The organism is Sphingobacterium thalpophilum, assembly GCF_038396785.1.
GTDB classification, from domain to species: domain Bacteria; phylum Bacteroidota; class Bacteroidia; order Sphingobacteriales; family Sphingobacteriaceae; genus Sphingobacterium; species Sphingobacterium thalpophilum_A.
Genome location: NZ_CP151087.1, coordinates 1,833,228 through 1,854,940, shown reverse-complemented (window position 1 = coordinate 1,854,940; position 21,713 = coordinate 1,833,228). Strand labels below are relative to the sequence as shown.

At 39.5% G+C, this 21,713-nt stretch carries 15 protein-coding genes; 6 read left to right on the top strand and 9 right to left on the bottom strand.

The annotated features are described in order from the left end of the window. Positions 1-335 precede the first annotated feature (335 nt). The 5 genes from AACH28_RS25510 to AACH28_RS08360 form a co-directional block, all read right to left on the bottom strand. The gene (locus AACH28_RS25510) at positions 336-476 is read right to left on the bottom strand and encodes a S41 family peptidase (RefSeq protein WP_407073645.1); all 141 of its coding nucleotides are present in this window, start codon (positions 474-476) and stop codon (positions 336-338) included. Between the two features lie 131 nt (positions 477-607). Beyond that, positions 608-1,933, bottom strand: a complete 1,326-nt coding sequence (locus tag AACH28_RS08375) for an OmpA family protein (RefSeq protein ID WP_341832713.1) — start codon at positions 1,931-1,933, stop codon at positions 608-610. A 145-nt stretch (positions 1,934-2,078) separates the two neighbouring features. After that, positions 2,079-3,422 carry an OmpA family protein gene (locus AACH28_RS08370; protein WP_341832712.1) on the bottom strand — a complete coding sequence of 448 codons (1,344 nt, stop codon included), beginning with the start codon at positions 3,420-3,422 and terminating at the stop codon, positions 2,079-2,081. A gap of 90 nt (positions 3,423-3,512) precedes the next feature. After that, a complete protein-coding gene (locus tag AACH28_RS08365; RefSeq protein WP_341832711.1) occupies positions 3,513-4,355 on the bottom strand; it encodes a universal stress protein in 843 nt (280 codons plus the stop codon). Between the two features lie 10 nt (positions 4,356-4,365). Further along, a complete protein-coding gene (locus tag AACH28_RS08360; RefSeq protein ID WP_341832710.1) occupies positions 4,366-5,214 on the bottom strand; it encodes a universal stress protein in 849 nt (282 codons plus the stop codon). A gap of 421 nt (positions 5,215-5,635) precedes the next feature. Between AACH28_RS08360 and alaS the strand changes: the two genes are divergently transcribed. The 6 genes from alaS (at position 5,636) to AACH28_RS08330 (ending at position 14,428) form a co-directional block, all read left to right on the top strand. Continuing rightward, positions 5,636-8,251, top strand: a complete 2,616-nt coding sequence (gene alaS / locus AACH28_RS08355) for an alanine--tRNA ligase (protein WP_341832709.1) — start codon at positions 5,636-5,638, stop codon at positions 8,249-8,251. Between the two features lie 232 nt (positions 8,252-8,483). Further along, on the top strand, positions 8,484-9,584 hold the full coding sequence (locus AACH28_RS08350; protein ID WP_341832708.1) for a TlpA disulfide reductase family protein: 1,101 nt from the start codon (positions 8,484-8,486) through the stop codon (positions 9,582-9,584). Between the two features lie 102 nt (positions 9,585-9,686). Then, complete coding sequence (locus tag AACH28_RS08345) at positions 9,687-10,382, top strand: response regulator transcription factor (RefSeq protein ID WP_075991688.1); 696 nt, start codon at positions 9,687-9,689, stop codon at positions 10,380-10,382. 238 nt (positions 10,383-10,620) lie between these two features. Continuing rightward, positions 10,621-11,958: a dihydroorotase gene (locus AACH28_RS08340; RefSeq protein ID WP_341832707.1), complete on the top strand. Its 1,338-nt coding sequence runs from the start codon at positions 10,621-10,623 to the stop codon at positions 11,956-11,958. A 9-nt stretch (positions 11,959-11,967) separates the two neighbouring features. Beyond that, positions 11,968-13,023: an LD-carboxypeptidase gene (locus tag AACH28_RS08335; RefSeq protein WP_341832706.1), complete on the top strand. Its 1,056-nt coding sequence runs from the start codon at positions 11,968-11,970 to the stop codon at positions 13,021-13,023. A 1-nt stretch (position 13,024) separates the two neighbouring features. Beyond that, positions 13,025-14,428, top strand: coding sequence for a M14 family zinc carboxypeptidase (locus AACH28_RS08330; protein WP_341832705.1), 1,404 nt, complete (start codon positions 13,025-13,027; stop codon positions 14,426-14,428). A 70-nt stretch (positions 14,429-14,498) separates the two neighbouring features. Here the strand turns inward: AACH28_RS08330 and AACH28_RS08325 are convergent, their stop codons facing one another. The 4 genes from AACH28_RS08325 to AACH28_RS08310 all read right to left on the bottom strand — a co-directional run bounded on the left by AACH28_RS08325 (position 14,499) and on the right by AACH28_RS08310 (position 21,606). Then, positions 14,499-15,968 (bottom strand): RagB/SusD family nutrient uptake outer membrane protein, encoded by a 1,470-nt coding sequence (locus tag AACH28_RS08325; RefSeq protein WP_209579105.1) that lies wholly within the window; start codon positions 15,966-15,968, stop codon positions 14,499-14,501. A 17-nt stretch (positions 15,969-15,985) separates the two neighbouring features. Then, positions 15,986-19,192, bottom strand: a complete 3,207-nt coding sequence (locus AACH28_RS08320) for a TonB-dependent receptor (RefSeq protein ID WP_341832704.1) — start codon at positions 19,190-19,192, stop codon at positions 15,986-15,988. A 123-nt stretch (positions 19,193-19,315) separates the two neighbouring features. Next, positions 19,316-20,371: a dipeptide epimerase gene (locus AACH28_RS08315; RefSeq protein WP_201639510.1), complete on the bottom strand. Its 1,056-nt coding sequence runs from the start codon at positions 20,369-20,371 to the stop codon at positions 19,316-19,318. 8 nt (positions 20,372-20,379) lie between these two features. Next, positions 20,380-21,606, bottom strand: coding sequence for an NlpC/P60 family protein (locus tag AACH28_RS08310; RefSeq protein WP_341832703.1), 1,227 nt, complete (start codon positions 21,604-21,606; stop codon positions 20,380-20,382). Positions 21,607-21,713 lie beyond the last annotated feature (107 nt).

Sequence of the window (21,713 nt, the reverse complement as noted above, 5' to 3'; positions counted from 1 at the left end):
AGGCACTATTGCCTAAGGCGATGCAAAGATAAGAATAATATTGGAATAAACAAATAATTTAAATAATTGATTTTTAAGGGAATCTGATTCTTTTGTACTAAGTGATAATAAATTGGGTCGTGTTACTTAGATTTAGCGCGCTTTAACAAGTTTTATTTTGAATGTGAAACCATTTACAGCCTAGCTTATTTGAAAGGGATGCTCAACATAAAATTATAGATTTCTTTAATTCCGATAAAGCCAAAGATAGATTGTTGGAGCACTGGCGTAAACATATATTTGACTATTTCTCCGATATTGTGCAAAAATATATTCCTATTTAAATCTGCTGTTAACTAGGTATAAAATGCTGCAAAAGCAACCTGACCACCTGGATTATAACGTAAATCGACGATCAATTCCTCTATTTGTTTTGATTTAAGATTTTGTATTGCTTCTAATAGCGAATAGGCTCCATCGAAATCAAATTGGCATATAATTACTTTAAATAGGGGGATTTTTTTGTATTTACCGTATCAAAGAATAAGATTTCGATAAGAGAAGAGGGAATAATAAAGGCATCACTGTAAAGTGATGCCTTTGGCATGTATAAATCAAAGAATATCGATTAATAAAGCGTGAACTCTACGCGACGGTTTTGTTGACGACCATCAGCGGTTTTGTTTGATGCGATCGGTTGGTCAGGACCATAACCTGTCGCTTCAATACGCGATGCATTAGCACCTTGAGATACTAAATAGGCTTTTACCGATTCTGCACGTTCTTTTGATAAACGCATGTTCAATTCACGGGAACCTGTATTATCGGTGTGACCAGCTAGTTTTAAGCTGAAGTTTTTCTCGATTAACAATTCTGCTACTTTATTTAATGTCGCGTATGACGTAGGACGTATGGTTGCTTTTCCTAAATCGAACTCCAAGTTTTTGATTGCGTCAGCAACAACTTTTCGGTCAGCCTCTGTTACAACAACCTTTTCAACCACTCTTGTTTCGTTTTTAACAACAATTGGACATCCTGCACCGTCTACCTGAACACCTGAAGGTGTGCCTGGGCATTTGTCATATTTGTTAGCTACACCATCACCATCATCATCTTTCAGGTCACTGTTTAGCCCGTCCAATTGATTTTGTAGTGCTTGGTTTTTAGCATTTAAAGCATCATTTTGTGCTTTAAGATCATCGTATTTCAATGTGTAGTCGTTTACTAAGGTCGCGACAGGATTTGAATTGTTCAAAGCAGGTTTGCTACCATTACCCAGTGCAAATTCTAAGCCACCATGGATGTAAGTAAACAAGTCATTCTTATATTGACCACCTTGAATACCGTCAAAGTTTTGGTTAACCCAATTTAACTGATAACCCAACTCGAAGTTGATCCCTTTGGCAACAGCAAATTTAAGTCCCATGTCCAATGGTACGTAAATTTTAGAAATACCATCCGCTTCTTGGGAAGTTGATCCTGTTGTCAACGTAGTTTTGCTGTTCATCACCCCAACACCGATAGATGCATAAGGCTTGATAAAACTGTTGAAGAATCTCCAGTTCGTATTAGCCGCTTGGAATTCTCCTGACAATGCAGCAGACCATGGTGTTTTAGCCTCAAAAGATTGTGATCCATCTTTAAATGCGCCACCTGTTTTACCGCCAAAGTAACTCGCTTTAATGCCGAAAGAAGGAGAGATTTGCTTTTTAATATAAGCACTATATCCCAAATTCCATGCTAAATCCTCATAGTTTGCACGGTTAAAGCCAGCAATGTTAGTTTGATTTGTCACCCCGGCACCAATACCGATAGACCATGTTCTATATTGTGTAGCTGGTCCAAATGGTGTTGTTCCTTCAATGGATGATGCTTTTGCATTTTGAGCATTTGCTGTATTCGCAAATAAGCCCGCAGATGCAAGCGCGAGTACGAATTGTAATTTTAGTTTCATATAATTTGTGTTTGTATAAACCGATGCAAAAGTAATAAGTTAAAAATTAAATTCACTATAGGTTTGTAGTTGAAATATGACATTTGGTAAATAAAAAGGTGTTTCTGTTTAAAAACACCTTTTTATTAGTGTAATTTGTTAGTTATTAATAAAGTGTAAATTCAACACGGCGATTCTGTTGACGGCCCGCTGCATTTTTATTGGATGCAATTGGTTGGTCTGGACCATATCCGGTTGCTTCGATACGCGACGCATTAGCACCCTGAGATACTAAATATGCTTTTACCGCTTCTGCACGTTCTTTAGACAAACGCATATTTAATTCGCGTGAACCTGTATTGTCGGTGTGACCTGCGAGTTTTAAACTAAAATTTTTCTCGATCAATAATGCGGCAACTCTATTCAATGTCGCATAAGAGCTGGAGCGAATAGTTGCTTTACCTAAATCAAACTCCAAGTTTTTGATCGCATCAGCAACAACTTTCTTATCTGCTTCTGTAACCACAACTTTCTCTACGACTTTGGTTTCGTTTTTAACGACAATTGGACAACCCGATCCATCCACTTGGACACCAGAAGGTGTACCTGGGCATTTATCGTATTTGTTAGCCACACCATCGCCGTCGTCGTCTTTTAGATCATTGTTGAGACCATCTAACTGTCCTTGTAACGCTTGATTTTTAGCATTCAACGCATCATTTTGAGCTTTCAGATCATCGTATTTTAATGTATAGTCATTCACAAGGGTTGCGACAGGATTCGAATTATTCAATGCAGGCTTGCTGCTGCTGCCCAATGCGAATTCTAAGCCGGCATGTGCGTAAGTAAATAAGTCATTTTTGTATTGTTGTGGCGGAGTTGTATTGTAACGATTGTCAAATCGTTGGTTCGCCCAATTCAATTGATAACCCAATTCAAAGTTGATGCCTTTGGCAACAGCGAATTTCAAACCAAAATCTGCCGGTACAAAGATTTTGGAATAGGAATCTCCATATTCACCTTTGTTACCACCAGCGATTGCAGCAGTTTCAGCATTCATTACCCCAACACCAATCGATGCATAAGGTTTAATAAAACTGTTGAAAAATCTCCAATTCGTGTTGGCTGCTAAAAACTCACCAGATAAGGCAACTGACCAAGGAGTTTTGGTTTCAAATCCTGTCTGTTTATCGCTATTAACATAGCCTGATGTTTTTCCACCAAAATAAGTAGCTTTCAATCCAAAGGATGGGGAGATCTGCTTCTTGATGTAAGCACTATAACCCAAATTCCAATCCAGTTTATCGTAACCACCATTGTTAAACTTGGCGATATTTTGCAAGCTCGTTACACCTGCTCCCACACCGATCGACCACGTTCTATATTGTGTTGCCGAGCCTAATGGTGTTGTGCCTTCAATTGATGCGTCTTTTGTGCTTTGCGCAAAGGATGCGGTGGATAAAATTCCTGCCGCAACAAGTAATCCTGATTTTTTAAGGCTAATTTTCATAATGCGTGTTTGTAAAATTATCTACTATAATACTGTTGTTAAATTAACTCACTGAACACTCTTGCAATAAATTTGCCAAAAATTATTTGGTTACTCTACACGCCCAAAGAAGTTTGGCACTTCAATTTCAAAAGCCAGATGCTTAACAATATTTTCAGTAAAAATGTTTTGAAAAAAAGTTTTCCTGCTTTTTGTAATCAAAATAACATCAATGTCTTCGTCCCTGATAATGGTATGGATACCGTTAGCAATATTCTCTCGTGAACCTGCAAAATAACTTGGCGACTTGATGATATAGGAAATATCCTCGATACCAGTTTCAGCAATAATCTGTTCAATCCAGTTTTCAAGTTTTTCTCCTAAAATATTGATTTCTAGTTCGTTTTTATTGATATGTATGAGCTGTAAATGGAAATTTTTCCCATATAATGGTATCGCTTGTTTAAGCACTTCAAGTTCACCGGGTTTGAAATTTGTCAGTAGAGCGATGTTGTCATTTTTGAATTTAATCGCGTTTTTTGGGATGGCTAGAACAGGGATCTTTGACTCTTTAATGACATCATATGTATTGCTTCCAATCAATACAGATTCAAGTCCGGTCACTCCTTTTGTACCCATAATCACCGTTTGATAGACCTCTTTTATCTCTTGTTTATCCAGTGTTTCAGCCAAAATACCGTTGGCAAATAAGGTAGAAATTTTAAGCGAAGGATATTCCTGTAGAAGTTCGGCTACAAGTTTTTCCATCTGATGACGAGCTTCTCCCTCGGTTGGGTCTACTAAATGCTTCGCATTTGCAAATTTGTTGATATGCGAAGTGAACGAATGAAAGAGTGTAATCTCATCATTTGTTGTCGTCGCAATTTGAGCTGCATAAAATGCGGCAACTCGTGCGTTTTCGGAATAATCTACTGGTATTAATAGTTTAGACATGGCTATAAGGTTATGCTTTAGTAAAAAATATTGGAACTAAGGGGTGACTAAATAATGCTTTTGCAACGGAACGCGTAAAAACACGTTCAAAGAACGATTTCCTCGATCGTGTCACCAATAATATGTTGATCTTTTCCTCATGGATCATCTCATTAATCACTTCCGGAACCGTATCTAAGTCCTCAATGTCGCCTTGTATTGAATCCACTTCAATAGCAATATTGGTCACACCAATATATTTTTTGATCTTATATTTCCATACTTCAAGCTTGTCTTCGATTCTGTTTTCTGATGAATGATCGTAGTGAACATGCATAAGTTTTAGTTCAAAGTCTTTGCCGATAATGTTGACAAAATCCTGCACGGTCTGTACCTCTTCTTCTTTAAAATTAGACAGTAAGCCAACTTTGTCAATAGGTGTAAAGGACGCTTCAGTTGGGATGGCCAAGACAGGTATTTTGGCTTTTTTGCTAATGACATAGGTCGTGCTGCCAATAAGTTGACTATCGTCGTTGGTGATGCCTTTAGTCCCCATGATAACAAAATCAAATCGATCAGGAGTGGCAAATTCCGGTAGTGTTTCTGTTATCATACCACGCTCACATTGGGTGGTTATTTCAAGTGCAGGATGTTGTAATTTTATTGATTCTGCTAGGTTTTTGATAAGGATATCAGCTTTGAATGTTTGGGAAGTTGCCTCGTTACGGCTGTTTTCTTCCTCAAACACTGCTGAAGCTGAAGTGTAATTGTGATAAAGGTGGAGAGAATACCCCTTTTCGAGGGCAAGGTCCACTGCGTAATTTACAGCATTATTAGAATGAGCCGAAAAATCTACCGGTAGTAGAATGTTTTTTTTCATTAGAAGGAATTTAATCTACAAAATCTAATCTTATTTATTTTGCATTTAGGGAATGTGCGTGAAAGTGCACTAGATTCCCTATTTTACTATCAAATGTAATAAAACAAATGTAATTGTGAATGACCTTAAGTCAAATAGTTTTTGTTGTTTTACGTATTGAATTTGACTCGCTTTAGACAAATATGAATAACGAATAACAGTTTTAAAATGTTGTATTTAATATCAGTTTGTGATTTCTGTCATATCTAAAATAAGTGTACCCTAATTGTCTGTATGTTATCTCCTGATTTTTTTGTTTGAAAAGTCAATATTGATTTTTGCTCGTTTAGAGAAAACAGTCGTTTCAAGGTCAATATATGGAATTCTACATTGCATAACCTACCAATTTTGAGTAAGTTTGCACATATTTTTAGATAATTAAATGACAAGTAGAGAAATTCGTCAAGCCTTTCTGGACTTTTTTAAAAGTAAAGGGCATCAGATAGTACCTTCAGCACCAGTAGTGGTAAAAAATGACCCGACATTAATGTTTACCAATGCGGGGATGAATCAATTCAAAGATTTGTTTCTTGGTGAAGCACCCATCAAATTCCCGCGTGTTGCCGATACGCAACGTTGTTTGCGTGTTTCCGGAAAGCACAATGATTTGGAAGAAGTAGGGATCGATACCTACCACCATACGTTGTTTGAGATGTTGGGAAATTGGAGCTTTGGTGATTACTTTAAGAAAGAAGCTATTGCTTGGGCTTGGGAGCTGTTGACAGAAGTATATAAATTAGACAAAGATCGTTTATATGTAACTATTTTTGAGGGGGATGCAAAAGAAGGCTTAGAACGTGATATGGAAGCTTTCGATTTCTGGAAAGAATGGATTGGTGAAGATAGAATTCTCCTGGGTATCAAAAAAGATAATTTCTGGGAAATGGGCGAGACAGGGCCTTGTGGACCTTGTTCCGAAATCCATTTCGATATGCGTAGTCCGGAAGAGCGCGTACAGACTTCAGGGCAGAGTTTGGTCAACGCAGACCACCCTCAAGTAATTGAGATCTGGAACCTTGTCTTCATGCAATTTAATCGGTTGAAAGATGGTTCACTTCAGTCGTTACCAGCTAAACATGTGGATACGGGAATGGGCTTTGAGCGTTTGGTGCGATGTATACAGGGGAAGACCTCCAATTATGATACAGATGTATTTACGCCTACCATTGATTTTATTGCTGAGAAGTCAGGTATAAAATACGGTATAGATGAAAAGTCTGATATTGCCATGCGGGTAGTGTCTGATCATATTCGTGCGGTTAGTTTTGCAATTTCCGATGGTCAACTGCCATCCAACAATAAAGCTGGCTACGTGATCCGTCGTATTTTACGTCGTGCAGTACGTTATGCGTATACATTTTTAGGCTTTAAGACTCCTTTTATCAATGAACTTGTACCTGTATTGGCAGCTCAGTTCGCCGGAGTATTTGACGAATTGATTCAGCAGCAGGATTTTGTGCAGAAAGTAATCTTGGAAGAGGAGGTTTCATTCTTAAGAACGTTGTCTACGGGCGTCCAACGTTTTGAAAATTATCTGGAGGACCACACCGTAATTAATGGGGATTTTGCTTTTGAATTATACGATACTTATGGATTCCCGATCGATTTGACGGAATTGCTAGCGCGCGAAAAAGGTTTAACAGTTGATATGGAAGGTTTCAACCAGGCACTTCAAATTCAGAAAGATCGTTCTCGTGCTGCCACTGCTATAGATACCGGTGATTGGGTTGTGGTAAATGATGATGATGGATTTGAATTTGTAGGCTATGATACGTTAACTGCCGTTACTGAAGTTATTAAATACCGTAAAGTTGTTGCGAAAAATAAAGAGCAATTCCAATTGGTGCTTTCTGTTAGTCCTTTTTATGCCGAAGGTGGTGGCCAAGTAGGCGACTCTGGAGAATTGGTTTCCGAAGAAACTGGAGAAAAGATTTATATCACAGATACGAAAAAGGAAAACGGTCTATTTGTACATTTTACAAACAAATTGCCGCTGGAATTAAAAGGAACATTTGTTGCACAGGTCGATAAAACCAAAAGAATCGATACTGAAAACAATCACTCCGCAACCCATTTGTTGCATGCTGCCCTTAAGCAGGTGTTGGGAAGTCACGTGAATCAAAAGGGATCATTGGTCAACGCAGATATTTTGCGCTTTGATTTCTCTCATTTTGCAAAAATGACTGAAGAAGAGGTCAAACAGGTGGAAGATATTGTCAATGCCAAAATTCGTGAAAATATTCCATTGAAGGAGGAACGAAATGTACCTTATCAACAAGCATTGGATTCGGGCGTAACAGCACTATTTGGTGAGAAGTATGGCGATTTTGTTCGTGTAATCACCTTCGAAGATCAATATTCTAAAGAATTGTGCGGTGGTACACATGTTAAAGCAACGGGGCAAATAGGTTTTTTCAAAATTGTTTCTGAATCTGCTGTAGCAGCTGGTGTACGTCGTATAGAAGCGATCACTGGAACTCGCTCTGCAGCTGTTATCCGCAAGCATTTCGAATTGGTTCACCACCTGAAAGAGCTGATGAATAATCCGAAAGATTTTGTTTCTGCACTGGGTAAAATCATCGATGAGAATGGTGCTTTGAAAAAAGAGGTAGAGAAAAGTATTACAGAAAAATCCTTAGCGTTAAAGTCAGATCTGGAAGCAAAGATCCAGCAGGTCGGCGAGATTAATTTCTTGTCCACAATCGTCGATCTACCGAGTGCAGAGGCGGTGAAAACCTTGGCTTATGCGGTAAAGGGGGCTGTTAATAACTTGTTCCTGGTGATCGGTGCTGAATTTGATGGTAAGCCAAGTTTGACCGTTGTCATATCAGACGAATTGGCCAAAGAAAAAGGGTTGAACGCAAGTAATATTGTGCGTGATTTGGCTAAGGATATCCAAGGTGGCGGCGGTGGTCAGCCGTTCTTCGCAACAGCTGGAGGTAAGAACCCCGCCGGATTAAAAGGTGCCATTGAGCGAGCAATAGATTTCTTGAAATAAATTTTAGGGGTAGTTGAACAGGCTACTTAGCTGAACTAGGATGTAAATAGATGATTTTATTTCCTAAATATACAATACGAAACCATCAGATTTATTCGACTTCTTCCTTGGAAGATCCGAATAAATCTGATCGTTTTCACGATTCTTTAAGCTGTGACATGTAGCGTGAATCAAACAGAGCAAAGCCATTTGCGTAATTGGGAATAGGTACTTAACAAATAAAAATAAACGGATGAAAAAGGCAGTTTTTTTAGCAGTAGTAGGGATCGTTGGTTTGATGATGGGTTGCCAAAATAAAGAACAGTTTACCATCGCTGGAAATGTCGAAAATCCTGGCAATATCAAAGTTATTTCATTGTATGAAGGCGATACTAAGCTGGATTCCATGTTTTTTGGCGATAATAACAAATTTCAGTTCGTACGACCAGCTAGCCAATCCAGACTGTTGTCCTTGCGTGTTGGTAAAAATCGATACGATTTGATCGCTTCTCCGGGGGAAACGATTACGTTTAAGGCAGATTTGCATAAAGATGTAAATGATTATCAGGTTGATGGTTCTGAATTGTCAAAGACTATACAGCCTTTTGCCAAAGAGCGAAATTATCGCGATTATCTACAGGATTCATTGCAGACGGTGTTTTCAAAGCTAACGACCAATTCGACAGCAGCTGAGATCGAAAAGATTCGTGCAGAATATAAAGCAAAGTTTGCGGAAGAATTGCGTACATATACAAAAAAAGCCGTCGATTTCTCTAATAAGCACCATGATCTTGCAGGTTTTTATGCAATCTCGACCTTAGATCCTGAAGTCGCCGAAAATGAAATCATTACCTATGCGGATAAAATAAAAAATGAATTTACGGAGAACAGATATGTAACTCAATTTAAAGAAGAGACTCAAAAGCTGAAAAAGATGGCAATTGGGCAACCTGCTCCCGAACTGATTTCATTTACACCTTCCAACAAAGAGGTAAAATTGTCGAGTTTTAAAGGTAAATATACTTTAGTGGATTTTTGGGCTTCATGGTGTATGCCCTGTCGCCAGGAAAACCCTAATCTCGTTAGGTTGTTCAATACCTATCATGGTAAAGGCTTTGACATACTCTCTGTTTCATTTGATGATAATCCTGGTTCCTGGATGCGTGCTATCGAAGATGACAAGTTAACTTGGACACATGTGTCAGATTTGAAGGCTTGGAGCTCACCGGTTGTCATTGATTTCCGTGTGAAAGCGTTGCCTACCTCATATGTTCTCGATCCGAACGGCATTATTATAGCAAAGAACTTGCGTGGAGAGGAGCTGGAGGCATTTTTGAAGAAAACAATTAAGTAATCAATGTGTTATTGTTAAATATTATATTACTTAATAATTTGGTAACACTAGATTAACTGATTGTTATCATTTTGTTTATAATTTAGCAAAAAAAATAGACAAATGAGTTCTTCGAAACAAAAGATTTTAATTGTTGATGACGAAAAGGATATCTTGGATTTAATTGCATTCAACTTAAATCGTGAAGGTTATCAGGTCTCTACAGCGCAAAATGGGGAAGAGGCAATCAACGTTGCTAAACAAGTAAATCCTGATCTTATCATCTTGGATGTGATGATGCCAAAGATGGATGGAATTGAAGCTTGTCGTATCATGCGCGCAATGCCTGAATTCAAAAGTACGTTCATGGTATTTTTGACTGCTAGAAGCGAAGAGTATTCGGAGATCGCAGGATTTCATGTCGGTGCAGACGATTATATTGCAAAGCCAATTAAGCCGCGTGCTTTAATGAGCCGCATCAATGCTATCTTAAGAAGAAATGCTTCCGAAGAGTCAGATGCCTCTGTTCAGGATAAAATTGAAATTGCCGACTTGGTCATTGATCGAGATTCTTTCTTAGTTTACAAAGGGGAACAAAAGATTGTTCTTGCAAAGAAAGAGTTTGAGTTATTGTATTTATTGGCATCAAAACCGAACAAGGTGTTTACACGCGAACAGATCTTAAAGAGTATTTGGGAAGATTCTGTTGTGGTAACCAATCGTACAATTGACGTCCATATCCGTAAGCTGCGCGAAAAGATAGGTGACGACTATGTAACCACCGTAAAGGGCGTAGGATACAAATTCGATAAAGAATAAAAAGAGAGGCCCTGGCCTCTCTTTTTTGCGATTAACTTTCCGGAGTTTAGATTCAATGCGATTCGTCTTGCGCCAAATCTAGACAAATTACGAGTAGGATATTTCAAATTTGACATAGGAGGAAGGAGAGGATTTAAGGAAAAATTTGTCCTCCATATAGGCAACTCTTTATCGAGATAACTTGATATCACCACAACAAATCTTTACTTTTGACCTAAAGCAAAGTAAAAATTTCAACATGTCATCTATTCTTATAAAATCTGCGCAACTTGTCAATGAAGGTAAAGTTGAGGTTGCTGACGTATATATCAGCAATGGTCGAATCGAAATGATTGCTCAGGAAATTAATCATCCTGCTGATCAGGAAATAAATGCTGAGGGGCTACACTTGCTTCCAGGACTTATTGATGACCAGGTTCACTTTAGAGAACCCGGTTTAACCTATAAAGCGGATATATGGCATGAGAGCCGTGCCGCAGTTGCCGGTGGGACAACCTCCTTTATGGAAATGCCTAACACTGTTCCTAATACGTTGACCCAGCAATTGCTTCAAGATAAATATGATATTGCGGCAAAAAATGCGCTAGCCAATTATTCATTCTTTATGGGGGCAGCAAATGATAATCTTGGGGAGGTACTTAAAACTAATCCAAGAAATGTCTGTGGGATAAAAGTTTTTATGGGCTCCTCTACTGGCAATATGTTGGTTGATAATGAAAAAGCGTTGGAAGGTATCTTTGCGAATGCTCCGACTTTGGTGGCTACGCATTGTGAAGATGAGGCAACGATAAAGGCGAATCTGGCCCTATTTAAGGAAAAATATGGTGAGGATGGATTAAAAATTGAGATGCATCCCTTGATTCGTTCTGAGGAAGCTTGCTATTTATCCTCGTCAAAAGCTGTCGAACTGGCAAAAAAGCACAATACACGCTTGCATATCCTTCATATCTCAACCGCCAAAGAAATTGCATTATTTACTAATGATATTCCACTAAAGGATAAAAAAATAACGGCTGAAGCCTGTATTCATCACCTTTGGTTTTCTGATCAGGATTATGCCTCAAAAGGTAATTTTATAAAATGGAACCCAGCGGTAAAAACTGCCAATGATCGCGATCAGATTTTAAAAGCTGTTCTGGATGGACATATCGATGTGATAGCGACAGATCACGCTCCGCATACAATTGAGGAAAAATCTCAGCCCTATGTTTCAGCACCAAGCGGAGGACCACTTGTACAGCATGCGTTGCAAACCTTGTTAGATATGGTCAAAGCAGGAAAAATGACCCTAGAACAATTAGTGCAAAAATCTGCGCACAATACGGCTACATTGTTTCAAATCGAAGATAGAGGATACATTCGTGAGGGATATTGGGCGGATCTTGTGTTGGTCGATCTGAATAAACCTTATACGGTATCGAAAGCGAATATCCTGTCGAAATGCGGCTGGTCGCCATTTGAGGGACACACGTTTAGTTCAACGATTGAACATACTCTCGTATCAGGTAAACTTGCTTTCTCCAATGGACAACTTATTGAAAAAGGTGCTGGTGAACGTCTGTTGTTTAACCGATAGTATTTAGCAATGGAAAAAAGAGCCTTTCTAAAATCGATTGCTTTAAGCTTGTTGTCTATTCCTGTACTTGGAATGGGGCAGCCAACCGGAGATAGAGACGAATTGTACGGTCAGGCTGCTTTGCTTGCAACGAGGTTAAAATTGGGGGATACCATAGGTTTAATAACGCCTGCTGGTGTATTGGATGATGAAGAGTCGATTAGCATTGCACGTGAGATATTTGAGACACTGGGTTTTAAAGTAAAAGAAGGTAAACATATACGCAGCCGCTACGGTAATTTGGCCGGTACAGATCTGGAGCGTATAGCAGACATTCATGATATGTTTGCAGACAAGACCGTCAAAGCGATTGTTTGCATCAGAGGAGGTTCGGGTACATCACGTCTTTTAGATCGATTAGATTACAGACTGATCGCCAATAACCCCAAAATTTTATTGGGATATTCAGATATAACAGCATTAATTTTGGCATTATATGCCAAGACAGGACTTATAACGTTTCATGGTGCAGTGGGTATCAGTACCTGGACTAAGAAACTTGCAGAGGCTTTCAATGCTCAGTTTGTAGCCAATCAGCCAGCAATATTTGAAAACCCCAAGTCTAAAGGTGATAGCATTGTACAGACCAAAGACCGAATTGCCACAATTCATCCGGGTATAGTAGATGGGGTATTGCTTGGTGGAAATATGACCGTGTTGACCGGCTTATGTGGTTCACCTTATCTGCCAGATTTTAAAGATAAAATTCTTTTTCTCGAAGAGGTCGACGAAGATATGGAGCGTGTTGACCGTATGTTCTGTCAATTGAAAAATACTGGTGTACTGGGTGCGATTAAGGGTTTTATTTTTGGCAAGTGCACCAATTGTAAACCATCTGGTGGCTATGGATCCGTAACACTTGACCAATTGTTCAATGATTATATCAAACCGTTAAAAATACCCGCTTATACAGGGGCTGTCGTTGGGCATATTGCCGAACAGTTTATTTTGCCCGTAGGAGCAAAAGTCCGTGTAGATGCTTCGCAAGGAACGATTGCTTTAATGGAGCCTGCATTAAAAGATTAATATGAAATTAGTAAAAGTTGATTTCATCAAAGCCTTTTCTTTATATGAAGAAAAGGCTTTGATGCATAGAAGATTTAAACATGCTGATATTTTACCATTATTAGAAAATATCAGGAGCACTGGACGTTTTGCTGTATCGGAAATTGGGAAGTCCACTGAAGATCGTTCGATCTTTCGACTACAATACGGACAAGGGCCAATCAAGATACTTTTATGGTCACAAATGCATGGTGATGAACCTACGGCGACAATGGCCTTGTTTGATCTATTTAATTTTTTCAACGGAAAAGATGATGGTTTAGATGCCTTTAGAGATCACATAGCATCAAAAGTGACCTTGTATTTTATTCCGATGCTAAATCCTGATGGAACCGAACGGTTTCAGCGTAGGACAGCCATGGATGTGGATATGAACAGAGATGCAAGGGCAACAGCAACAGTGGAAGGGGCCTTATTGAAGGCGCAAGCCATGTTGCTAAAACCTGATTTTGCTTTTAACCTGCATAACCAAAACAATTACTACAACATTCCTGGAACAAATATGCCAGTGACAATTTCCCTATTGGCACCTGCCTATGACTATGCGCGGAGTATCAATGAAACTCGGGGAGATGCGATGCGGGTGATTGTCGGAATAAATAAAGTCCTTCAGGAATTTGTTCCAAAGGCGGTTGCAAGGTATGACGATGAGCATACACCGCGCGGTTTCGGTGATAATTTTCAAAAATGGGGCGCCAGGACGATTTTAATTGAATCAGGAGCTTATGTTGGTGATACCGAAAAAATGATGGTCCGAAAATGTAATTTCGTGGCTTTGTTAAAAGCATTTGAGGAAATTGCTGATCAATCCTTTAAACAGCATTCGGTTACCGATTATGATACAATTCCCTTCAATGATGAAAAGCTCCATGATGTGTTGCTGAGAAATTTGACCATCGAGCGGAGTGGTAAACCATTGCTTGTCGATGTTGCCATTCGGCATAATGAAAAGACGATAGGCTCTGACTACTACGTAGAGGGTATTGTTGAAGATATTGGCGATTTGCAGGATTTTTATGGTTATGTAGATATTGATGTTGCAGGAACGGAGTTTGCTCCAGCCAAGATGTATATGGAGCCATTTGCTTCCCTGACCGATTTAGATGATACCATCGTGATGGGATTACTTGAAAAAGGCTATGCCGCTGTTATTATTGAAAATGTGATCCCGGGAGAATTTTTGCATAACCTTCCAATTCGTGTATTAACTAAAAAAGCTATAGAATTTTCACAACAATTAGCTCTCGGAGCTCAAGCGGATTTTTTTCTTCGTAAAGAAGGCAAGAACATTTACGCCTTAGTTAATGGTTATGCGATCGATTTGAAAAAAACAATGCAACAGCAGTATAAAAATCAGATAAGTTAGGAATGCTTAATATAGCTCAAAAAAGAAAAAGGTCACAGCCTGTGCTGTGACCTTTTTCTTTTTGAAACTACTAGTAGCCGGTATTCTGTTGATTTGCTATAGCTGGGTTTGCATTCATCTCATCCAGTGAAATAGGAAGAATGGTTTTAAAGAAGGTTCTATCGATCGTTTTTTGCCTATTTGTTGTGCTTATATTTCCTAAATCATCATCAAAAGTTATCGATTTGTTCCAGCGCATCATATCAAAGAAGCGGTGACCTTCTCCAAGGAGCTCTTTGCTTCTCTCATCGGCAATCATATCTAAAGTAATCGTGCCTGAGGTCGCAACATCTAATTTGGGAGAGCGTTGGCGTATTGCATTCAGGTAATTTGCTGCAAGGGCCTTGTCAGGAGATGATTTTAGTAGAGCAGCTTCAGCAGCGATAAGATATACTTCGGACAAACGGATGACCTTAATATTGACAGCGGTACTATTTGCTGTTGAATTTTTATCGCCAGCAAGCGTTGTGCTACCGCTATATTTATAGACCGCTCCTAAATGGGTGGTGCCGACTTCATCGTACGCCATAACACCCCATCTGACATCTGTCTCGTCTTTCTTAAGTTTGGCCAAGAATGGATCTGCGGCTATAAAGTTTCCCAATATGGCTGTACTGCCATGTCCTTTTCTGCGGAACATCGCACCCAGTGAACTAGTCCCTGCGTCAGCTTCATTCGGATAGACACCCAATTCTAGAATAGATTCAGTTCCAAACATACCTGTCCAGGATTTTACCCAGTTTTCATTGCTATACAATGTGTAGACTTTGGAGTCTATGACCTCCTGCGCTGATTTTAACGAATTATCATAATCATTCATATAGAGATACACACGAGCTTGCAGTGCTTTATTGGCGAAAAAATTGAAATATCCATCCGATTTGGATTTTGGCAATAAGCTCTCTGCATCCTTTAGATCCTGTACTATTTGTTTGTAGTTTTCCTCCACGGAGATACGTTTTTCCTGCGCGCTATATTCGAGTACTTTCGTTACATTAGGGATACCAAGGGCAGATTTTTCCATGTTGTAGGGTTTTCCGTACAACCTGACAAGATCAAAATTGATGAGGGCTCTTGCGGTCAATGCTTGTCCTTTATACGTATTAAAATTTTCTGTCGAGCCGGCAGCGATTAGTTTATCGATATTTGTCAAAAGATTATTGATCTGCACGAGTGTATGAAACCCTTGTGTCCAGATGCTTGAATAGGGATTAGAAGAGGCCGAATGATTAAATACATAAAGATAGTCATAACCGCGGCCCTGGGATGCAATCGTAAAGTCACCCCCTTTGGCATCAGCATAGAGCGGGAAATTTCGTCCATAGTAGGCGACATTTGCCATTTTACTCATTAATCCATTCATAATAACCTTTGCGTCAGCAGCAGTTTGGATGGAGGTATTGGAGTCCCCCATATTGGTCGGTGTGACATCCAAAAAATTGCTACATGAGCTGATTGCTAATGATATTGTTATGCACGAGGCAATAAAAAGCTTTTTCATAATACTGTTTTTTTTCGTTAAAAACTAAATTCAACACCGAAAGTGTACGTTTTTGCCAATGGTGTTTCCCAGCCCCGCGTACCAAATTGGTTAACTTCCGGATCCATATACTTGTATTTCGAAACGGTCAACAAATTGCTTCCATTGAAAAATACCCTTGCATTGGAGATACCAGCTCGTTTTAAAAAATCATTTGGTAATCTATAGCTCAACGAAATGTTTTTTAATCTAAGATATGACGCGTCAAACAGTGGTCTACTGCTGATCTGGTTCACATCTTCCAGATCTCTTCCGGTAACCATTGGGTAAGTTCCATCCGTATTTGAAGGTGACCAGCTATTTTCTGTAAAATAAGCGGCATGAATTCGTTCCCAATAATAGCCGTCATCGGCAACATCTTTGGATGTAGCATCATAAAGTTTGCCGCCAATTTTATAAGCAAAGTTCAATCCCAATGAAAAGTTTTTATAATCGATGTCAGAATTTATACCGCCATATAGTTTAGGATTAGCATTTCCGATGATGGTTTGTTTAGCTTTTTTGTAATCATAACTTGCCGCTTTTCCGTTAAAGATAAAATCGCCATCAGTGCCATCGTTTGTGTACCAGACGTTTCTGCCATTGGTTTGATCTGTACCTGCCCATTCTAAACCAAAGAATGATAAAGACGATTCTCCTTCGCGATAAATAAATCGAGCTCTATCGTCTCCACCAGTGGGATCATACCAGACGATATCTCGTCCACCATATAATTTTGTAATCTTGGATCTGATGATTGCGGCATTTGCACTTAATGTCCATTTCCAATTTTCATTTTTAATGATATCTGAACCTAATTCAATCTCTATACCTTTATTGTTCATTTCGCCAACATTTCGCAATATGGAGCCGAAACCGGTAATTGTCGAGATCGGAACATTCTGTAAAAGATCCTTGGAGTCTCTGTTAAAATATTCAATTGTACCGAATAGTTTATTGTGGAACAGACCAAATTCCAAAGCGATGTTTGTGGAGTAATTTTTCTCCCAAGCTACATCCGGATTGCCTAAATTATTTAGCCCACCACCTGGCTGCGTCATATATTTGTTGGAATAACTTGTTAAATTGCGCCAAGCAAAAAGATCCGTAGGTAATGTTCCATTTACCCCATAGGAACCTCTAATTCTTAGGTTATTGATTTCCTCGATCTGTTTAATAAAAGATTCCTTGGCCAAATTCCAGGAAGCAGCTAAAGACCAAAAGTTGCCCCAACGAGGACCTGGTGCCAAGCGGGATGAACCGTCCCTTCTAAATGATGCCGAGGCAAAATAGCGTTCATCGTAGTTATATTCCGCCCGCGATAGTACAGACATCATATTATTGCCCCAAGAATAGGCCGACGCATCCAATATACCTGCAGTGGCGACTGTATGAAGTGATGAGGATGGTAAATCTTTACCTGTAGCACGGATAAAATCAGTCGTGTTTTTTTCAGCTTCGAAACCAGCTAATAACCCAATATTATGCAAGCCAAGGCTTTTGTTGTAATTGGCGGTTGTGGATGATACCAATTTTTCAATGGACGTAGACACCTCTGTGACCCGGCCATTGTCTGCCATACCGTTATAATGTTTAGCGCTATAATAGATGTGATCTTTGACCTCGGTTCTGTCATAGGAGAAAATGGTCTTCAATGTAAGTTCAGGTAACAGCTTTAATGATAAAGATTCTATAGCTGATAATTTACTTGTTTTCGAAGAGTTTTCCCATTCCTTGTTGTAATACAACGGATTATAAGCGAGACTACCATAACGTGCTGTATATTCGTTACCTGTTTTATAATCAGTTGGCCAATACATCTGCCATAATAAATTACTCGCTTGATACAGGTAATTTGTTCCTGTATTCCTGGTGTCATTCATCCCAATAAGCTTGTTTTTAGCGTAGTTGACGTTTGAACCAAATTCGAGATATTTCCCAATCTTTTGCGTTAAATTAATCCGACCATTGATTCTGTCGAAGTTATTCTCAATAATCCTGCTTTTGTCTTGCGTGTATCCTAAAGACGCATAGTAATTGGTTTTTTCTGTTGCTCCGCTTACCGAGATATCGTTGCTGTTGAATATCCCGGTTCTAAACAATGCTTTGTTCCAGTCATAATATTGACCATCTCGATTCTCTACACCATCTGTTTTTCCTGAGATATGTACATTTTCCCATTGTGAGGTTCCATCCGTGCTGAATTGATAGCCATGAATACCAAAACCATAAGAAGAAGTTGGTTTACCGTAATTTGCCGAATTTGGATTCCAGTCCAAAGAATTTAAGCGGAATAAGGTGTTTTTATTCGCCTGTTCAGCCGTTTGACCAGCTGCTATTCTAGAGTCGTATAAAACACTATAGAGCATATTGATTTGATCCTGTACCGAAGCAGGTTCATTATTTTTGGTTGCCCAGGAAGGACTAATGCCGATAGAGGACTTGACATTGATCTTTGGATCTCCGTTTTTCCCCTTTTTTGTGGTGATGATGATGACACCGTTTGCCGCGCGGGAACCATAAAGGGAAGAAGCGGCAGCATCCTTAAGCACAGAAATAGATTCGATATCGCTGGGATTTAATGTGCTCATGACGTTGTTCGTATTGACAATATAGTCGCCCATCTGTCCGACACTACCCGAAATGACTGGAACACCGTCAATGACATAGAGTGGCTCGTTCGACGCGTTCATGGAGCCTATGCCTCGAATGCGTATAGCTGAAGTTGCACCTGCCTGACCAGATCCATTTGACATTTGCAGACCTGCAACACGGCCAGTAAGAGCTTTTTCAAAAGAAGTGACAGGTTGTTTATCAATGGCATCTGATTTTACTTGTGCTGCCGAACCTGTATAGGTACTCTTTTTAGTCGTTCCGTAGGCAATGACAATGACTTCGTCCAATGCCTGTTCATCACTGCTGAGTGAAATACTAATGGTTTTTCGGCCATTGACCTGAATTTCTTGTGGACTATAACCTACTGCAGAGATACTTAATATCGCGTTGGTGTTTGCGTTTAGCGTAAACAGGCCATTTTCGTTTGTTGAGGTTCCTTGGTTAGCGCCTTTTACATTAATTGTAACTCCGCTAATTGGTTTTCCGTTGCTGTCTGTTATTTTACCAGCAATTTGGATCTGTTGCGCATATAAAGACTGCATCGAACTACAGGCTATGAGACACAACGTTGTGAGCACATGTTGTTTCATAAAAGTGTGAATTGATTAATTTAGTTTGTTAATATTTTGGTGCTGTCGGATGTTGGTCAAACTTGCGAAAGCAATTCAGTGCAATCTTTTTTTTAAGAAAAAAACATTGCACTGAATATAGGGTTATTTCCTTAAAATTCCAATTCCAGGACGGTCGGGAAGAAGGCAATTGCCATTGACAACGGTCATACCGTCATAAATGTCATTTCCGATCAATAAAGCACCATCTAAATCAGCCCAGTCTGTTAGGGGAGCGAGTTGTGCTGCTGCACTGATTGCACAGGATGTTTCGGTCATGCAACCGATCATAACTTTCATTTCCAGAGAACGCGCAAGCTCAGCCATACGTTTGGCCTCCCGCATGCCAGTACATTTCATCAATTTGATGTTGATACCCGAATACACACCCTTTAATGCGGGGACATCCACAAGACGTTGACATCCTTCGTCGGCAATAGTTGGGATAGGGCTATGCTCAGTAAGCCATGCATTGTCGTCTATCTGCTCCTTAGGCATTGGCTGTTCCAAGAAAGAAACATTTCTTTCTGCAAGCCAATGTGCCATTTCGAGAGCCTCTTCACGTGTTTTCCAACCTTGATTGACATCGGCACACAATGGTCGATCGGTAACCTGACGGATAGTATCGATGATCATTTTATCCGTATCGAGACCCAGCTTTACTTTCAAAATTTTAAATTGATCCGCTTCCGCTACCTTTTTACGGATCATTTCTTCCGTATCAATCCCAATAGTATAGGATGTCGGAGGGATAAGATCCGGATTTAATCCCCATATTTTATAATAAGGTTGATTCATTATCTTCCCTAATATATCATGTAATGCAATATCAATAGCGGCTTTTGCTGCGGTATTTTTCAATGCAAGCTGATCGATATAATGGAGAATCTCCTCAGTTTGAAAAGGAGAGTTGAAGCCTGTCAGATCGATCTGATTAAGGAATGATAAGACACTTTCCTGCGATTCGCCTAGATAGGGTGGCATACTCGCTTCACCATAACCGACAATGCCGTCATACTCTAGTTCGGTCAATACAACCGGTGTTGTGCTTCGACTAAATGAAGCTACAGTGAAGACATGGCGCAAAGTTAGCGTGTAAGGTCTAAACCTCAATTTAAAGGTTCCAAAATCTTTACTAATCCATTCAGATTGATTGCTCATCACTATGTTTATTTATTGTTGTAATAATTGCTTTCAACGACCTTCTGTATTGCGCTATCCCGTGCGCCAAGGTAACGACGGGCAGCAACTACAGTCCGCGTTTGGAAATCATCGTAGTTTGCAGCGTCCTTAAGCATACTGTTGATCCGGACCAATCCGGCAGCGTGAATAAAAGTTCCATTGCCGATATAGAGTGCAACATGTGTTACACGCGCATTAGGATTGCTGTTTTTGCCTGCCGCAAAGAACAGTAAGTCTGCCGGTTTTAGATTCTTGAGTGCTTTCTCAGGGTCGAAATGTCCTTCTTGATCTAAAATGTCGATTTTTTCACCTGCGAGTACTTGTTGCGATGCATCTCTCGGAATTACGAAGCCGTTCATGAAAAAACTTGTTTTGGTAAAACCGCTGCAGTCTACACCTTTCACCGATGTCCCCCCCCATAAATAGGGCAGGCCTAACATTGTTTTTGCACTGGCGATAATATTTTCCGCTGTAGGCTGGCGCGTTTCAAACCAATTTTTTAAGGTTAGACTTTCTGATTTTTTAATATAACCTAAACGTCCATCCGGATATGCTATTTCATAAAAATTGCCTTTCTGTCCTTTTAACTGAAGGATGTCGCCATATACGAGATCAGACACTCGTTGGCTTTTTTCATTGGGTTCAGAATAGGATTTTCCAAACTCCGCTGTATAGATAACTTTTTCTGCTTGTCGCCAATTGGCCAGCATGGTTTTGTCCATCGCTTCAATGGACGAAGTAGGTACCCATGCTATATAACCATCGGGGGTGCGCACGCGATAGTCGCCGCTCTTTTTTTGCAGAAGATCCACTTGCGTTCCCAATAAAACCTGGCTGGTTAGCTCCGCAGCATTATCTGGAAATGTGCGCATATTTGCAACGGAGAGCCTGATGACTCCAGTAGTTTTTTCACCTACACTTGCATCAGGCAAGAGCTGTACTTGAATATTGGCTGATATATCTTTTGCCTTTTGCTCCAAAACGAACTTAGCATCTTTTTCAGTTGTTTCAAGCACATATTGGTTCTGTGCTATATCCGCTTTCTGGATGGCCACGATCTTGGTTCTTTTATCGGGAGCGAATTCACGTTTTACGTTTTCTTGCAAATCTTTGATCTTGAAATAAGTCGTGGAATCTAGCTGCTGCGCCTGACTGCTTTCAACACCTATAAGGCTTGCATAAGCTAAAATAGCAAATTTAAGAGTGTTTTTCATGCGAATTAGTTTGTTTCTAAAGATAGGATTAATTCATAATATAAGTCAATTTTTATTGTCGATTTTTAAGTGATTTTGATGTTTTTTTGCTAAAAAACGAATGTTTG

Excerpts from the sequence above, each read along its gene's own strand:
- AACH28_RS08375 (WP_341832713.1), bottom strand. The coding sequence starts at position 1,933 with ATGAAACTAAAATTACAATTCGTACTCGCGCTTGCATCTGCGGGCTTA.
- AACH28_RS08370 (WP_341832712.1), bottom strand. The coding sequence starts at position 3,422 with ATGAAAATTAGCCTTAAAAAATCAGGATTACTTGTTGCGGCAGGAATT.
- AACH28_RS08365 (WP_341832711.1), bottom strand. The coding sequence starts at position 4,355 with ATGTCTAAACTATTAATACCAGTAGATTATTCCGAAAACGCACGAGTT.
- AACH28_RS08360 (WP_341832710.1), bottom strand. The coding sequence starts at position 5,214 with ATGAAAAAAAACATTCTACTACCGGTAGATTTTTCGGCTCATTCTAAT.
- alaS (WP_341832709.1), top strand. The coding sequence starts at position 5,636 with ATGACAAGTAGAGAAATTCGTCAAGCCTTTCTGGACTTTTTTAAAAGT.
- AACH28_RS08350 (WP_341832708.1), top strand. The coding sequence starts at position 8,484 with ATGAAAAAGGCAGTTTTTTTAGCAGTAGTAGGGATCGTTGGTTTGATG.
- AACH28_RS08345 (WP_075991688.1), top strand. The coding sequence starts at position 9,687 with ATGAGTTCTTCGAAACAAAAGATTTTAATTGTTGATGACGAAAAGGAT.
- AACH28_RS08340 (WP_341832707.1), top strand. The coding sequence starts at position 10,621 with ATGTCATCTATTCTTATAAAATCTGCGCAACTTGTCAATGAAGGTAAA.
- AACH28_RS08335 (WP_341832706.1), top strand. The coding sequence starts at position 11,968 with ATGGAAAAAAGAGCCTTTCTAAAATCGATTGCTTTAAGCTTGTTGTCT.
- AACH28_RS08330 (WP_341832705.1), top strand. The coding sequence starts at position 13,025 with ATGAAATTAGTAAAAGTTGATTTCATCAAAGCCTTTTCTTTATATGAA.
- AACH28_RS08325 (WP_209579105.1), bottom strand. The coding sequence starts at position 15,968 with ATGAAAAAGCTTTTTATTGCCTCGTGCATAACAATATCATTAGCAATC.
- AACH28_RS08320 (WP_341832704.1), bottom strand. The coding sequence starts at position 19,192 with ATGAAACAACATGTGCTCACAACGTTGTGTCTCATAGCCTGTAGTTCG.
- AACH28_RS08315 (WP_201639510.1), bottom strand. The coding sequence starts at position 20,371 with ATGAGCAATCAATCTGAATGGATTAGTAAAGATTTTGGAACCTTTAAA.
- AACH28_RS08310 (WP_341832703.1), bottom strand. The coding sequence starts at position 21,606 with ATGAAAAACACTCTTAAATTTGCTATTTTAGCTTATGCAAGCCTTATA.